18 protein-coding genes are annotated in these 14455 nt (G+C 46.1%); 8 read left to right on the top strand and 10 right to left on the bottom strand.

From position 1 onward, the window contains the following. A partial coding sequence (mobV, locus tag C7B70_RS23300) for a MobV family relaxase (protein ID WP_106371325.1) occupies nucleotides 1-1650 on the top strand: 1650 nt, incomplete at its 5' end. Nucleotides 1651-1760: 110 nt separating this feature from the next. Beyond that, nucleotides 1761-2498: a PspA/IM30 family protein gene (locus C7B70_RS23295; RefSeq protein ID WP_106371324.1), complete on the top strand. Its 738-nt coding sequence runs from the start codon at nucleotides 1761-1763 to the stop codon at nucleotides 2496-2498. Nucleotides 2499-2613: 115 nt separating this feature from the next. Here the strand turns inward: C7B70_RS23295 and C7B70_RS23290 are convergent, their stop codons facing one another. Then, nucleotides 2614-3558 carry a sigma-70 family RNA polymerase sigma factor gene (locus C7B70_RS23290; RefSeq protein ID WP_106371323.1) on the bottom strand — a complete coding sequence of 315 codons (945 nt, stop codon included), beginning with the start codon at nucleotides 3556-3558 and terminating at the stop codon, nucleotides 2614-2616. Continuing rightward, nucleotides 3555-3818: a hypothetical protein gene (locus tag C7B70_RS23285; RefSeq protein WP_106371322.1), complete on the bottom strand. Its 264-nt coding sequence runs from the start codon at nucleotides 3816-3818 to the stop codon at nucleotides 3555-3557. Before C7B70_RS23285 ends, C7B70_RS23290 begins: the two co-directional genes overlap by 4 nt. A gap of 258 nt (nucleotides 3819-4076) precedes the next feature. On the opposite strand from C7B70_RS23285, the gene C7B70_RS27250 reads away from it, so the two are divergent. From C7B70_RS27250 to C7B70_RS23265, 4 genes are all read left to right on the top strand, one after another. Further along, nucleotides 4077-4394 (top strand): hypothetical protein, encoded by a 318-nt coding sequence (locus tag C7B70_RS27250; RefSeq protein WP_199192474.1) that lies wholly within the window; start codon nucleotides 4077-4079, stop codon nucleotides 4392-4394. Nucleotides 4395-4636: 242 nt separating this feature from the next. Then, nucleotides 4637-6523 (top strand): hypothetical protein, encoded by a 1887-nt coding sequence (locus tag C7B70_RS23275; RefSeq protein WP_106371321.1) that lies wholly within the window; start codon nucleotides 4637-4639, stop codon nucleotides 6521-6523. A 145-nt stretch (nucleotides 6524-6668) separates the two neighbouring features. Continuing rightward, nucleotides 6669-7283 carry a hypothetical protein gene (locus C7B70_RS23270; protein ID WP_106371320.1) on the top strand — a complete coding sequence of 205 codons (615 nt, stop codon included), beginning with the start codon at nucleotides 6669-6671 and terminating at the stop codon, nucleotides 7281-7283. Between the two features lie 137 nt (nucleotides 7284-7420). Beyond that, nucleotides 7421-7912 (top strand): hypothetical protein, encoded by a 492-nt coding sequence (locus C7B70_RS23265; RefSeq protein ID WP_106371319.1) that lies wholly within the window; start codon nucleotides 7421-7423, stop codon nucleotides 7910-7912. Nucleotides 7913-7995: 83 nt separating this feature from the next. Here C7B70_RS23265 and C7B70_RS23260 read toward each other — a convergent pair whose 3' ends face one another. From C7B70_RS23260 to C7B70_RS23250, 3 genes are all read right to left on the bottom strand, one after another. Continuing rightward, a complete protein-coding gene (locus C7B70_RS23260) occupies nucleotides 7996-8199 on the bottom strand; it encodes a hypothetical protein (RefSeq protein WP_106371318.1) in 204 nt (67 codons plus the stop codon). Between the two features lie 210 nt (nucleotides 8200-8409). Continuing rightward, nucleotides 8410-8853, bottom strand: coding sequence for a type II toxin-antitoxin system VapC family toxin (locus C7B70_RS23255; protein WP_106371317.1), 444 nt, complete (start codon nucleotides 8851-8853; stop codon nucleotides 8410-8412). Then, nucleotides 8850-9182: a hypothetical protein gene (locus C7B70_RS23250; protein ID WP_106371316.1), complete on the bottom strand. Its 333-nt coding sequence runs from the start codon at nucleotides 9180-9182 to the stop codon at nucleotides 8850-8852. Before C7B70_RS23250 ends, C7B70_RS23255 begins: the two co-directional genes overlap by 4 nt. A 299-nt stretch (nucleotides 9183-9481) precedes the next feature. On the opposite strand from C7B70_RS23250, the gene C7B70_RS23245 reads away from it, so the two are divergent. Continuing rightward, nucleotides 9482-10048, top strand: a complete 567-nt coding sequence (locus C7B70_RS23245) for a site-specific integrase (protein ID WP_106371315.1) — start codon at nucleotides 9482-9484, stop codon at nucleotides 10046-10048. 129 nt (nucleotides 10049-10177) lie between these two features. On the opposite strand, the gene C7B70_RS28540 is transcribed toward C7B70_RS23245, so the two are convergent. Next, nucleotides 10178-10300: a hypothetical protein gene (locus C7B70_RS28540; protein ID WP_255409376.1), complete on the bottom strand. Its 123-nt coding sequence runs from the start codon at nucleotides 10298-10300 to the stop codon at nucleotides 10178-10180. A gap of 266 nt (nucleotides 10301-10566) precedes the next feature. On the opposite strand from C7B70_RS28540, the gene C7B70_RS23240 reads away from it, so the two are divergent. Further along, the gene (locus C7B70_RS23240) at nucleotides 10567-10899 is read left to right on the top strand and encodes a hypothetical protein (protein WP_106371314.1); all 333 of its coding nucleotides are present in this window, start codon (nucleotides 10567-10569) and stop codon (nucleotides 10897-10899) included. A 667-nt stretch (nucleotides 10900-11566) separates the two neighbouring features. Here the strand turns inward: C7B70_RS23240 and C7B70_RS27245 are convergent. From C7B70_RS27245 to C7B70_RS23215, 4 genes are all read right to left on the bottom strand, one after another. After that, complete coding sequence (locus C7B70_RS27245; RefSeq protein ID WP_199192473.1) at nucleotides 11567-11944, bottom strand: hypothetical protein; 378 nt, start codon at nucleotides 11942-11944, stop codon at nucleotides 11567-11569. 142 nt (nucleotides 11945-12086) lie between these two features. Beyond that, nucleotides 12087-12881, bottom strand: a complete 795-nt coding sequence (locus tag C7B70_RS23225; protein WP_106371312.1) for a hypothetical protein — start codon at nucleotides 12879-12881, stop codon at nucleotides 12087-12089. Beyond that, nucleotides 12878-13666 carry a hypothetical protein gene (locus C7B70_RS23220; RefSeq protein ID WP_106371311.1) on the bottom strand — a complete coding sequence of 263 codons (789 nt, stop codon included), beginning with the start codon at nucleotides 13664-13666 and terminating at the stop codon, nucleotides 12878-12880. The genes C7B70_RS23225 and C7B70_RS23220 overlap by 4 nt, the downstream gene beginning before the upstream one ends. Nucleotides 13667-13681: 15 nt before the next feature. Continuing rightward, nucleotides 13682-14182, bottom strand: coding sequence for a hypothetical protein (locus C7B70_RS23215; protein ID WP_106371310.1), 501 nt, complete (start codon nucleotides 14180-14182; stop codon nucleotides 13682-13684). Between the last annotated feature and the right edge of the window lie 273 nt (nucleotides 14183-14455).

The raw sequence follows: 14455 nt of genomic DNA, 5'->3' as shown, positions 1-14455 counted from the left end.
AAACAACATATCCGCATTATTGGGCAACCAGACAGCCCCAACATCCCAGACCTAGAAACTCTAGTTCGGCAGCACATCGGCGAACAGACAATTCGGAAGAATGCGGTACTAGCGGTGGAGTTTCTGCTCACAGCCAGCCCTGAATACTTCCGACCAGATGACCCAAGCAAAGCAGGACACTACGAAGAGCAGCGATTAGAGGACTTCCAGCAGTCTGCCTGCCAGTGGCTAGTTAATAGATATGGCGAGCGCATTGTCAGAGCCGAACTGCATCTAGACGAATCCACACCACATATTCACGCCTATATGGTTCCACTGGATGAGAAAGGGAAGCTCAACTGTAGAGCCTTACTTGGTGGGAGTCGCTATCGACTGTCCGAACTGCAAGATGACTTTGCCCAAGCTATGGCGACCTTAGGACTAGAACGCGGCATCAAAGGCAGTAAAGCCAAGCATACAGAAATCAGTAAGTATTACGCTGCGGTCAACTCTGCACCTGATGTTTGTCTAGATGTCTCCTCAATGCAGCAACTTGTCGCAGATCGGCAACGAGCAATTAAGAGTAGCGCCCAGATGGAGCAGACTGCTAAGGCACTTGCTCTAAAGTTAGAAAGCAAAAAGCAACGAGTTATTGAACTAGAACGCATTGCTAAAGAGCAAGCGCAACAAGCTCAGTTGTGGCAGATGAAATATCAAGACTTAGCTAACAAGGTGCGGGATATTCCCCTCGAACAAGTTGCTTACGAATTAGGTCTAGAATCAGACCCCAAAGACAAGCATAAGTGGCAGCATGAAGACTACATTATCAATATCACTGGCAGCAAGTTTTATGACTGGCAGCACCTCAAAGGCGGTGGCGGTGCAATAGACTTAGTGATGCATGTAAATCAGTGCAATTTTAAACAAGCAGTAGCGTGGTTAAATGACCGCTTGGGAGAATCAGCAACCCTTGAAGCTGTTACTTATCAAACGAGAGTTATTATCCAAACCGAACAGCTACAACCATTCATTGCCCCAACGCCGGACGCAGATAAGTGGCAGCAAGTAAAGACCTACCTTACCCGTGAACGCCGACTTCCTAGCAGCCTGGTAGATAATCTGCATGACTTGGGGTTAGTTTATGCAGATGACAAGCAAAATGCTGTGTTTATTCGCCGCGACTTAGATAAGCAAACAATCACTGGTGCAACGCTACGAGGTACAGCCGGAGCCGACAACACATTTAAAGGTTTAGCGCTGGGGTCTAAGCGGAGTAATGGCTGGTTGCACTTCCAAAAGGGAGGACAATCATCCGACCCAATTACACGAGCAGTATTGGTAGAATCGCCCATTGATGCGATGTCATTTGCTGTCTTAGACCGCACCGACTCACGTAAGACGATTTATTTGTCTACTGATGGAGCAGGGCAAGTTCCTCTAGAATTTTTACGGCAGCTACCAACTAAATCAGTCATCGTTGCTTATGACAATGACCAGCCTGGTAATTTGATGGCGCAAAAAGTAATGGAGCAGTTACCTAATTGTATTCGCAAGCAACCCAAGGCTCATGACTGGAATCAGGAGCTAAAGAATATGTTTAATCTAGAGCAGCAATTGCAGCCGAGGGGACACGAACAGAACCCCAATAGGGAATTCGGATTAAGCCTCTAGGTCTGAGTTACCAGATACTTAGGCAACTCTATTGCTGAATTTTGTGAGAATCGAGGTAATACAGGGAATACTAAGTCAAATGAGTAATTAGAAAGAGAAAATACCCAGGTATGGACTATAGTCACTTGAAATCAGCCCTGACTGCCAATATATACGCCCACACAGTTGCTCAAACAGAGTATGAAAAAGCTCAAGCCTTAGCAAATGACTGGAAAAAACGTTATCAAAAATATCTTAAGGAAGGACGTGAGGATTTACTCAAGGAAGCAGAATTCCGTAAAAATATTTATGTAAAACAAGCGGCTAACTTGAAAGTGATGCTAGATGAGCAGGCACAAAGATTAGCTACTCTCAAACATGACATAGCCCTCCACACCGAAACCTCAATTAATAGCTTTAATTTACCTCAAAAAGAGTCAAATCCGAGCAAAACCCCTTCTCAAGCAATGACTAATTTGCCTGCTACTGATTTAGAAAATCGACTGCATAAACTTGAGCGTGAGCTTGAAGCTATGAAAGCTCAACTAATAAATCAGCAAGCAGCTATTGGACACTGCCTCAAGCAAAACTCAACTGCTTTGGAAGGTGTGAGAGCTTTGCTTGAGATAACTTCTTCTGCTGAGAATATTGAACCAGTTAGTACAGATTTATCAAGTGCATTAATGATCGTTGATATTGATGATGTAGATGATGAACTGGCAGTTTTGAACGCACAAATGTTGCTAGTGGCTACCACTCCAAGTCAGTCACAACTACCACAAGCATTAGATCAATCAGCTAGAGCAAATTCTAATCAAGCTGTCGATGCGGAATTAGAACAGTTGAGAAAGCAGTTGGATGAATTATAAATTCACTTACTAAGGTTTACAGAGGCTCATTAGGATTTTTTGCTTGAGTCTACCAAGCGCTACTAGTTGAAAACCACACTCTGCATCAACTCGGTAGCGCCTGATATTTAAACTGCTAGGTTAGATTGACTTTCATCGCCTCCCCTAGATGCAGGCGCAAGCGTTCCAGCGCCCTAACTTCTATTTGGTGTACGCCCTGTCTGCTGATGCCTAGTAACGCCCCAACCTGAGCAAACGTCAGTGCTTGACCATCTATCAATCCATAGCGCAGTACTATCACTTGTCGGTACTTCGGCTTGAGCCGCCAAAGTAGTGCCTCTAAATCAACGGCAAAACCTTCTTGCATCATTAACAAATCTTCTGGGGTAGGACTGGAAGACGGCAGCAAGTCTCCTATTTCAACCTCTTGGTCATCTCCTAGCTTTACATTCAATGACTGTGGTTGTCGCGCCCACTTCAAGCATTTTGTTACCTGCAAAGACGTTAGTTCTAGTTCTGCCGCTAGCTCAGTGAAGTTGGGAGTACGCCCCAACTTTAGGGACAATTGCCTGCTTGCCCTTCTAATTTGGTCTAACCTCTGGTTCAAGCACATCGGTAGCCGGACTATTGTACTCGTGGCTTTAACCGCGCGGTCGATTGATTGCCTAATCCACCAAGTCGCGTAAGTGCTGAAGCGAAATCCTTTGATTGGGTCGAACTTCTCTACTGCCCGTTGCAGCCCGATAGCTCCTTCTTGAATTAAATCTTGGAAGTCTACGCCACGTTCTCTGTAGCGCTTGGCAATTGACACTACCAAGCGCAGATTGGCTTCAATCATTTGGCACTTAGCCTGCTGCCCCAGCGCCAACGTCTCGGTTAGCTCCGCTTCGCCCTGATGAACAAGCAATGCCAATTCTTGGGGCGTGGGTTCGCGGTGCAACCGTTGCGCTAGGGTTTTCTTGGCTGCTAACAGCGACATCATCGCTTGTACCTGCGTCCCTAAGAATACTTCTTGTTCTTGGGTCAGCAGCGCCACTCGCCCGATTTGCTGAAAATAGGTGCAGATTGGGTCTATTTTCATGCCGCACCTCCAAGGCAATTATTCCACTTAGGAACAGAGGCGCGGATTTCTTCTAACTCGACTTCTATGTTTTTCAGACAGGGCTTGGCTTGCTCTAGGTAGCTAATAATCAGCAGCCCAGTTCTTGCTCGTCTTTCTTCTGGTGCTAGGTCTGCTCGTTGTAGTTGTTCTAAAGCAATATCTAGCAACTCTTGCAGCCCAATGAGTGCATATAGCTCATCAAGTGCCGCAACAGTTGTACTGTGCAGATTTTGTGACATGATAAATTCGCTCCAATGTTGCTGTTTTCAACTTTGGGGAGGTCGTCCGGGCTTGGTGTTACCAGCACCATACCTGGGCGCATCAATTCAGTTGTGATTGCACATTAGCAGAATCTGTGAAAAAAAGCGATCGCTCAATGCTACCTTAATAAGCTCTTAGGGTGGCACAAGAGCGCCAAGCACCTACCATTTGTGATAACTTTCGTAAAGTTACTCCTATATGTAGTTTTTTGATAAATACGTACTTATAATAACGATATGGCACAAAAACGAGGCAGAAGATATAAGAATGAACCTGCGCTCTACAACGAGCTAAAAAGGCGGTTAAACCTTACCTTGACTCCTACGGCTATTGAAGGCTTGAATGGATGCGCGAAGGAGTGGAATTTGTCTAAGTCCGAACTGGTAGAGCAGATTGGACGCGGCATAATTGCACTACCCAGTCCCCAGGAGGTCGAGCGCCTGGGGGAATCCTCAATTACACAGCCACCCTCCTCCATGAGCAACTCAAAGAGCGAGGGCAGGACAAAGAGCGAAAAGCTAAAGGAGAACAAACAGTTGATCTTACTCGGCTAATTGCAGAAATAGAAGCGCTTTTAGAGTCGCTTGATCTTGAAAATTAAATAGGGTACTACGGGTCATAAATTTTTTACCCCACTCAGACAGTGCGAAGTTTGGCGACGAAACACTGGACTGAGAAGTCTTCGACAGAGGCTAACCCGTAGCTCTTCAATTTTACTTAATCTTGTGGGATTTTGTTGAATTAAGTGAAAGCCCATCAAGCCTCTGTCGCACACCACATATTCGGCAGAGGCATTATGGTTGCAACAACAGTACAAGAAACAGTCCCGACATATTTTCCCGACTCATTAGACCTACCCCTACCTCTAGAACACAAAACCTGGCACACCGAAAGATTATGCCCACCCTTATTAGCGCAGGCATTAGGCAGCGAACGGCAGGCAATGTTCATCGCCCAACTGCACTACTGGTTGCAGAAGGATAACGTAGGGGTTAACAGACATGGCTTTCACTGGATCTACAACACCGAGTGGGAATGGCGCGAACAGTTCCCCTGGATGTCCGAGCATACCATCGGGCGCATCCGGCGCAAGCTGGAGCAACTCGGTTACGTCGTCTCCAACGACTTCAACCGCAACCCCTTAGACCGCACCAAGCACAGCACGTTGGACTACTACCGCATTGCCCTAGAAACTGGGTGGAACCCTCTAGGACTAGACCTCAAGCGCAATTACAACAGTCCACCGCAGTTTATCAAAGGGATCAGACTACGCGGCAGACATAAATCTGACACCACCCCCCTAGTCCATAAGCCAGTAGACTTGGATGAGTCAAAAATCCCCAAACCCGCGAAACTCGCCGATTCTGCAAAAGTGCAGAATGCATCCTGCACTTTTGCAACAATGCATTCTGCACTTTTGCCACTCTCATCTATATACAAAGATATTCCATACATTTCCAAATCAAATCCAGAGACTGATTTAAAAATTGAATTACTGAAAGCTGACAAAGAAGTTGGTGGTGAGGAACTTCTTGGAAAAGAAGAGGCGATTTCTTTCGAGCTAACTGATAAACAAGAAACCGTATCCTTGGAGCTAACAGAGTTTTCAAGTATTGCTCAAGAAACCCCGCCGCCATCGCCAGATAACGATGAAGATATTAAAGCGACTCAGCAGTCCCTCGCGGTTTTGAATGCCAGAGCAGAAATAGCCGAGCGCCACCGTACTAACGAGGGAGTAAGGGGGCTACCTATCCGCATTTCTGGTGTAGATGAATTGACCCATGAGATTTTATGGAAGCACCAGGAGCAGCTAGAGAAGTTAAACGCGGATCTTCGCGCTCCTCGCATCAAAACGGCGATCGCCGACAACCCGCAGCACCTTGAGGATGCCATCAAAGCGTTTTATGAAAATTCGGCGAATGGTGCTAAAACTCAAGCTGATGCCACTGGCTTTCTCTACAATGCGCTGCGTCATGGTTGGAAGCCCCGGCAGTCAGGCAGAAGTGCTGAAGTCCAAGTCTATACTCCGCCGCCACAAATGCTTGAGGAGCATAAGCCAGGCACTCTAGAGCAGTTGATAGAGCGCAAGCGTTTAATGTGGCAGAATGCGCCTCTTCTACGGTCTCTCATCGAGGCTTGGATAGAGCAGACCCCCGGTGTAATTAGGACGGATGATGGTCCTGCCCTGGCTGATGCCACCGCTCAACCTAGTCACCAAGACTTGGAGCTAAAGGCAGGGTCACACCAAGTAACCTCCACTACCGCCGACACCCGCTCACTAGCAGAAAATGCCGCGTCGCCACCGCTAGAGCAAAGGACTTTATCTGAAGTTGAGCCGCATCAAGTGTTCAACAGCGCCTTGCCCCAAAAAAAGGTTCCCTTGGCAAATCTAGCCGCATCCAATCCCACTGTCCCGTTACTAGAAACTACCGCCGATAGTGCCGCCGTTGAACTGCCCGCTAAAGAGTCGGCATCCACATCACCACTACCACAGCAAAAGCAGCCAAATCATCGTCGGCTTCAGCCAGTGGAGATTCTAAATAGCGCTGGCGATTGGGTTAAGGGCTACTTCATCCACCAATGTATTGCTATTGCCAATGTGGTAGGTCTTGAGCAAAAGTTCACGCTGTTTGATGCTGACGGGGGGGCTTATACCTTTTTGGGGCAGGTTCGTCCGCTCTAGCTAGTTTGGGCGCTGGTACTGGGAGTGCCAGTCGGGTTGTCAGCAATGAAGGCAAATCTGTCAACAGCTTTTCACCCTTGGCGATGTACGATATTGTCCAGAGGACAACCTCTACTTGTCCTCTGGACAGAGGACACATTCGACTATGAGCGATGCACAGTTAGATAGCTTCCCTGTTAGTGAGTTACAGCATCGGTACAAGATTGTGCGTTCAGCCGTCTACACCCGCTTGGAATCGCTCAACATTAAGCCAGAGAAACAGAGGGGAAGGGCATACGTCAACGGCGACCAATTGAAGCTACTAGATGCCCTGCATGACCACATCGAGAAAGGCGGTACTACATCTGAGTTTGTGGCATCATTGGCTGATTCAGGACAACAGCACTTGTCCTCTGGACAAATAGAAAAATCCTCTGGACAACAACACTTGTCCTCTGGACAAATTGGACAATTCACTGTAACAGAACAACATTCAGCCTTAGCTGGTTTGATTGAGGCGATCGCCTCCAGGCTAATGCCAATGATTGCCTCCCAGTTAAAGCCAGCCCCTGACCCCTTGGCTAGTTTAAGAGGATTGGAAGAGGCATACCGCAACACTTGGCTGCTATCCACATCGGAGCTTGCCCAACTGCTCAAGCTCTCCCCCAAGACTGTGCGCTCTTACGGTGAGCAATTTTCTGATGCAGGTTTTGTCTTTACCAGGGCTGGGACTAGAAAGCGGGGAGAGGTGGCTTGGGAGATTAGTAAGCTAGGGGAGTGATTAGAGGTCTAGCGGCTGGTGAGCGTACACTTGCCACCAGTTAGAGGCTCGCTGCTCCGAACCCAGCCGTTGTCAATTATATATAAATCGATGGGTATGTTAAGTCTGTTGGTTCAACAAGCTAGGAAGTAAAATCAATGGGTACTCTAACTATAACCATCCTTCTAATCACTGCATTCTTTGTACTTTTTGCACTACTCTACGTCAGTATTCAGTATCAGGAGCTTGAGAAGAGATTTCGTCTTCTAGCTGGAAGCCAAGTAGCTTTATCAGAAAGCCAAACGGCTTTATCAGAAAGCCAAACGGCTTTATCAGAAAGCCATTTGGTTTTATCAGAAAGCCATTTGGTTTTAGCTGAAGACTTTGAAGCACTATCGAAGGACTGTCAAGACCTAGTTAAAGAGCATAAAGATTTACGTAAAAAGTACGAATTCATAGCCAAAGCTCAACAACAACAAGCTATAGCCAATCTGCAAAGACAACTCTTTACATTAGTGGGTGGAAACCAAATAACTGCTAATGGGCTGATTGAAATTGAGAAGACAGCCAATCCTGGAAGATCAGAGAGTTGGTATCTGAAAAAGGTGACTTTTGACTTGCAACGCAATGAATATAAGCATAGTCATTAAGCGACCTGACTCTGCCACAATCCCATCAAGGAGTAATTTTCCCATCAGTACAACAAAACTGCACCGCTTGTTACGTCGCTCAATTAGTCCCTTTCACGTTGAATCGTGTGGGCTATTTCTACAAGTCCGGCTCTAGCTGCTTGCAGATGTGCCAGTACATCATCGATCTTGTTGTCATAAAAATTTGATTCTGCCGACGATGGGAGTTCGCGAAGCTCATGGCTGATACGCTTGACATCTTGAAGCCAACTTTTTAGCTGTTCACTTGGAATATCTTCACCATTCATTGCAACCCACTACTCTCCCTAACTCGACTAACTTCCCCTCCAACATTATCACTGTCTCCTCTAAAGAAGCGCTCGCTCTATTGACGTTACCTGGGTCAGATTTGCGCCGCTCTCTAGCACGAAGCATCAAGGCTTTTCGCTTTCTTAACTGGAATGCTTGAATTTTACGGTTGTTGCCGACAAAATACCAACACGCTAACCACCGCCAACTTACGGATTTATCGCTGTGGGATGAACAGCAGTGACTTGGGAGAAGCGCTTAAAGTCGTCGGTATTAAATGTCAAGATATCAGTCACACCATGAACGAGCATTGCAGCGACAAGTCGGGCATCGTGAACCTTTACTCCCATCACAGCATGAGCAATGACAAGACGTTCCCATTCTCCATAAATTGCCGGGATATCGAGCAAGAGAGGAAAAATTACTTTTAATCGGTTCACTTCTACTTCGGCGGCGGCTATGGTATGCCCCAACCCATTCCTCTCCACGGGGCGCGTGTAGACGTTCCAAAACTCAATCAAATTCTGCGGGGCGATGTAAAGTTCTTCCCCGCGCCCCAATAAAATGGTTGTGGCATTTACAGCCGGAGCATACATCGGATGACCAGGCTCGGCACTCCGCAACAGCACATTGGTATCTACAAGGAAGCTCACAAGCGCTCGTCGTCGTACATACTCTCACGGCTAACGGCATAGTCAGACAGCAGCAGTGTGTTTCGGTCGTGGCTATCCGCCCATTCACCAAAAGCGTTTGCACGTTCAAGGGGAGTTGCAGTCTCATAAAAGGGACGCTCTTTTGGTTGCACTAAGCTTTCCAGCATTGCATCAAGATGAGGTTTAATCTGCTCAGGAGTGCGGCTAGTGATCTTCACCAAAACCTGAAGGACTGCCTCTAAATCTTCCTTGTGGGCTGACTCCAAATTATGCAGAACTTGAGTAGCTTGACCTGTATTTTTAGCCGGAAAAGAGGGAGTTGTATTCATCGCACACATCACCAAGTCAAGAAACTATCATTCCCAAATTCCTGCACGCGCGCTCGCGCTGTCCCTGCTGACTATGCTATCAGTGATGCATCTTGGGTAGCAAATTATAGCCCAAAGTGGTCGAGCAACTGCAAGCATAAGCAGAAATTATAGCAAATGCTTCCAACCCTGATTCTGTCGTAGAACGGGGTATAAGTAAATGTTAATCTGGAGCGATTGCACCTATTCGCGGCACGATAAACCAATGCTTTCGGGTGGGTACACCGGAATGCTTCTGTTTGTCGGTGTAAGATTAATTTATGAAAGTTGACCGTCACGATCAAGCTAAAATTCTATCACCATTAGAGCTATCCCAGTTATTCACCATTGGGTTGAAATTGCCGCGCGACCGCGCTTTGTTCGGGGTCTGTCTCTACACGGGTACTCGGATTGCGGAAGCTTGTTCCTTGCACACTAAAGATGTCTACGCCATTGATGGCAGCATTAGACCCCGCGTTACCATCCGCAAGGGGACGACTAAGGGCAAGATTGAAACGCGCTCTGTTCCGGTCAATCAACAACTGCGAGTGTTGCTAGAGGAATACTCGTCTGCCAAGGTGTATTTGTTTCCAGGTAGGCACGGATTAGGACACATCCACCCCGATTCGGCAGATAAGATTCTGCGGGCAGCATTCATAGATTTGGGGATTGAGGGAGCGAGTACCCACAGCTTCCGCCGCACTTGCCTGACTCAAATGCACCGCTCTGGTGTGCCGTTGAAGGTGATTCAAAAGATTTCCGGACACAAAACTTTGTCGGCATTGCAGAAGTATCTGGAAGTGCTGGATGAGGATTTGGAGTCGGCGATCTCTACGCTTAACTTCTGAGGCATGACTGCGCCGCCGCGCACTGAACTACTGATCTTCTTTGGAGCTTGGCTGATGAAAGAAGCCAATTTAATAGAGCAGTGTTTGCTTAAGAATCGCTTGCGCTCGTGAGAACGCGCCCGACTATTTTTACGGCTCAATCAAGTTTCTAGGCTGGAGAATTGTCCGGATTCGGTGCAGCAGGTAATCGATATCGATTGGTTTACAAATAAATCCATCGGCTCCTACATCAGATCCATCGGCAGGTTCCACAGGTTTGGTAATGAAAGTCTCAAATCCTGCCCCAATTGCTCTTTGCTAGTCAAGTTCTCCGGCGTATGCGGTAAACGAATTGGTTCCGGCTATCTGCGGTCAATAGGTAGCAATAACCCTGAGCTACAAACACTCTAATCAGACATTTCCTTGCCCCTTTAGATAGAATTTGGTAGCGTGAGAACAATCATTATCTTAAGTTATTTCGTAGCCATGTTTACAAATAACCTAGATTTGCTGTTTTTAGAGTAAGGGTCACCAAAGCGATGCAGAGGCATGAGCAGGATCTCCAAGCCGCAAAACAGGCGACGGCTGCTGAAGAGAGATTATTGTCTACCTTAGAGCAGATAGAGATTTTGCACGAGGTAATAGAGACCCTAAACTTGGGGTTGCGTTACAAAGAGCAGCAATTGCAAGAACTAGAGCAAGAATTGATAGATACAAATCAGGAGTTGTGGACTACATTCAGCTTAGAGCAGATCAGTCTCGCTCAGGCTAAGGCACTGGCGAGGACAATTTGGCAAACTAACAAATCTACCAGTGATTCTTTAGCGGAACTGATCGGTGCTATCTATGGTTCTGCGGTCGATCTAGAATAATTGGAGCAGAAGGGCAATTTTTTACACTCAGCTAATTTGTTACAATCCACGTAAGCTTTGCTTGCTTCTGAGTAGAGCTTGATTGCCTGGACCATTAATTTTGATGCTTGTAGGCACGCCTGTGAAGCCTCTATGAATAAATCTGTTGAGGATAAACCCTGCTCCAGCAATAACAAGGCATAGCTTAGTGACTGCTGCGCGCGCTCCTGGATTAGCAGCCCGTAGGATTCGATTTGATGACCGTAATCCGCGATGATTGGGCAGCAGTGCTGTTGTAGAGTCTTGCCTAATGCCTCTACTGCCTCACCGTGTTGCTGTGCTATCAGAGCGTGACGTTCTGTTCTGTACGCCCTAGAGTCTAAAGTTTTGTGCATATTTTGATAGCACTCGCAACAAGCGAGGGTATAGTTTGTGAAAAAAGTAATGCGTTGAGGCGATCCAGCAAAGGCTGGATCGCCTCAACGCATTGCTAATAGATTAACTGCAACGGATGATGCCACCTTCTGCTCAAGGAAGGATATGAATATTAATTGACATTGAGTAATTCAACACAACTGATTTTGCTTAACTACCGACAGATACTTAGCTGCTTCCCCAGTAGAGATGCATAATCGTCGCCCAATTTACTCCCCCGGCTCATCACTACGCCTATAACGGCGTTAAAATCTTAACTCTTACTACGTCTTAAAGAAAAAAAACGCCGCTGCAAAAAAGCTATTGCTTCATCTGGATGCAAACTAATTTGAGCGACATCACCGACGAGCAATAACCACCTATCCTCTTTTGATTGCAACTTCCACCTTTGATTTTGCTGCTGGGGTAGAATCTGGCAATTTCCATCATCCTCCGATTTGCAGGCAAATCCCCAAGCACTAGCTCGACTCAATACACTCTTAAAGTCAGGTAATGTTAAGAACTGTTGGGAATTATCTGTATTCTCGACCAGGGAAACCCGTGGATTATTCAAGACCAGTGATTTAGTTATTAGCCTCTGGTGATTCTCTGTCACCGTTGCTCTAGGTAAATCCCTATCTTTTGACTTCATAAAATCCAGTCGTGATTAACGACTGTCAATTGAATACTATCTATTCTTGATAATTACAATTGCTCTGTGGTTAAACTGTCTCTAGACAGACAATTATAATTAAAACTTACTAATACATTACCTCAATACGCCTTTAATATAGTTACTTCCTCTGTTCGGGCGGCACAACCCAGATAGTGCATTTGGGATTATCGTCCTCACGGCACTTGAGAATCCGCTCTGTGTTCCATTCCATAAGGTCGCGCCCCACAGCATTAGTCGCATTATTGTACTGAAGTGACATCACCCACCAGCCAGAGCCAAACCCAACCAACGCCGCCACAAGCAAAGCCGCCAAGGGCGAGAACCACTCTGTTACTTTTATCCAAGTAGTATTTCGTTGCAGCTTGACTAGCGCCTTATTCGCTTCATCAATCTGCGTATTTGCCTGATCCAACCCCTTAATTGACTGAGCCATCCGCTCCAGTAGAAGCTGCAAAACCTTTTGATTAGTTTTATCGTCTGCCTCCACTCTATCCCCCCATGCCATCAACAGCTTTTGCAGTTGAACAGCCTCTTTTACCGTCATTCTAGATTGATTTAATACCTCTGCATTAGCTTCGGCGATCGCCGATGTATTCGCTATTCCAGCTTTTTGCATATCTGCAACTACAGACAAACCTACTTGAGTCAAACTATTTATCAGATTTTCAGCAGTCTCAATACTTGCTTCTTGCGTGGATTGAGTTGACTGCTCAAGACGCTGCCGCTCCGAGCTTATCCCACCCAGGATATCCTCGCACAACTGCACCGTGTACTCTACCGCACCTATATACAAAAACAGCACATCATCATCCGGCAAGTTTAACCGCCTCGCCGTCCGCATGATATTTGCTTTATGTTCAGCAGTCATGCGAGTAATAATGCCATCTAGATAGTTGTCATCAATAAAAGTCATTCAGCCAACCCCAAATATTTATTCGCCTTTTTCACCTCCTCCGTCATATCCATCAGCCAGCGATAAGCTCGTGTCCGTTGACTGCGTTGTAGTATTGTCTGCTCTGCATCCACCGCAATACGAAAAGGTAAATCGTTATCCTCAATTGCATCCCAAGAAGTCCAAAACATCTCTTGTAGATTTAACTCTATACCGCCCAACTGCTCCACTACCTTCTTTCTCGTCTGCGAGGCATCATAGCGACTAAAAGTATGCGGCTCACCAAACAGCAGATTTTTCACCACCACATAATCAGCCCCCTGACCGCAAAGTTCAACCACATCCTTTAGCGCACTTACTGAATTACGAGTCTTACCTAAAACATGAACAATTGTCACCCGATAGCCTGATTCTGACGCTACGGAGAGCAAGTCTAATTCCCGAATCAAACTTGTAAACGCATCTCTAGACCTTGCTGGCAGATCCACCAGCATTAAATCCTTATACTCTCCCAGAGTATCAATTAGATAATCCGCTTCACCTCGTACTGTAAAATCTACCCGCTCTACAGCATCGGTTTCTCCATCTGCAAGCCTAATTCCTTTATCACCCACACGCTTATAGCAGCGATATAAATCAGCGTTACTTGTATCTGAATCAATCGCTAGACAACCTTTTGATTCATAGCGATATATATCCAACAACAACCGAGCAACTGCTGACTTACCTACACCACCCTTGTCACCATAGATAAATACCAATCGTTTGAAAGTAGAATCTTCTGATTTATCTTGTTTAGTTGCCATAATATAATTGACCTACTACAACTCATCGTTACTCGGAATATCCGCAAACTTACCTCGGACTACTGACTTAGGTTTATTCTTTTCTTTTGCCTCCTGTTTTGTATCCGATTTAGCCTCTGTTTTAATATCTGCTTCAGACTCTATACTTCTAACAGAATCCGATTTAGTATCTGAGTCAGTATCTGATGCTGCTGACTCTTCAGTTTTCTGTGTTGATGACTTACCTGGACTTACCGGAGCAGTTTCATTAGGACGTTTCTTAGTCTTCGAGTCAGCTAAGTATTGCTTCAGCGTCGCTCCTTTAATACTGATTCCTTCCTCCGTAAGAATAGCTGCAACTTCTTCGTATGTATAACCGCGCTTCAAAGCTTTAGTAATCGTCGGCTTAAATTTAGAGATCGCTTCTCTTAAAGTCATCCCCTGTTTAGGTTTAGGTTGAATCCGCGCTTCCACCTTCTCTAAAATTGACTTAAACTGATCTTCGTTAATATCAATAACCGTTTGCTTGACAGGCATACAAACACCCATTTACATAGAGTAAAGTCTAACGGAATTAGCCCCACTGGTAAACTAATACTGGTAAAGATAAATTAAGTTTTGCCTACAGGGACTGCCGGACAACAGCCAGAGCCAGCCCTAGCCGCCAGGTTCTTTCTTTTCCAGTAGCTGTAGGGGTAGCGCCGCCCCGGAAGCTCCTGTTAGATTATGAGTGAGTGTTTTAAAGTCTTGACTTACTCCACAATTTTGCCCCTAACGGGTCGCTGCGCTCAAAATTGTTCCGCTCGCCCT

This window comes from Chlorogloea sp. CCALA 695, assembly GCF_003003885.1.
Taxonomy (GTDB): Bacteria; Cyanobacteriota; Cyanobacteriia; order Cyanobacteriales; family Chroococcidiopsidaceae; genus Aliterella.
The sequence above is the reverse complement of the archived record's forward strand: the minus strand, read 5'-3'. Positions and strand labels throughout refer to the sequence as shown.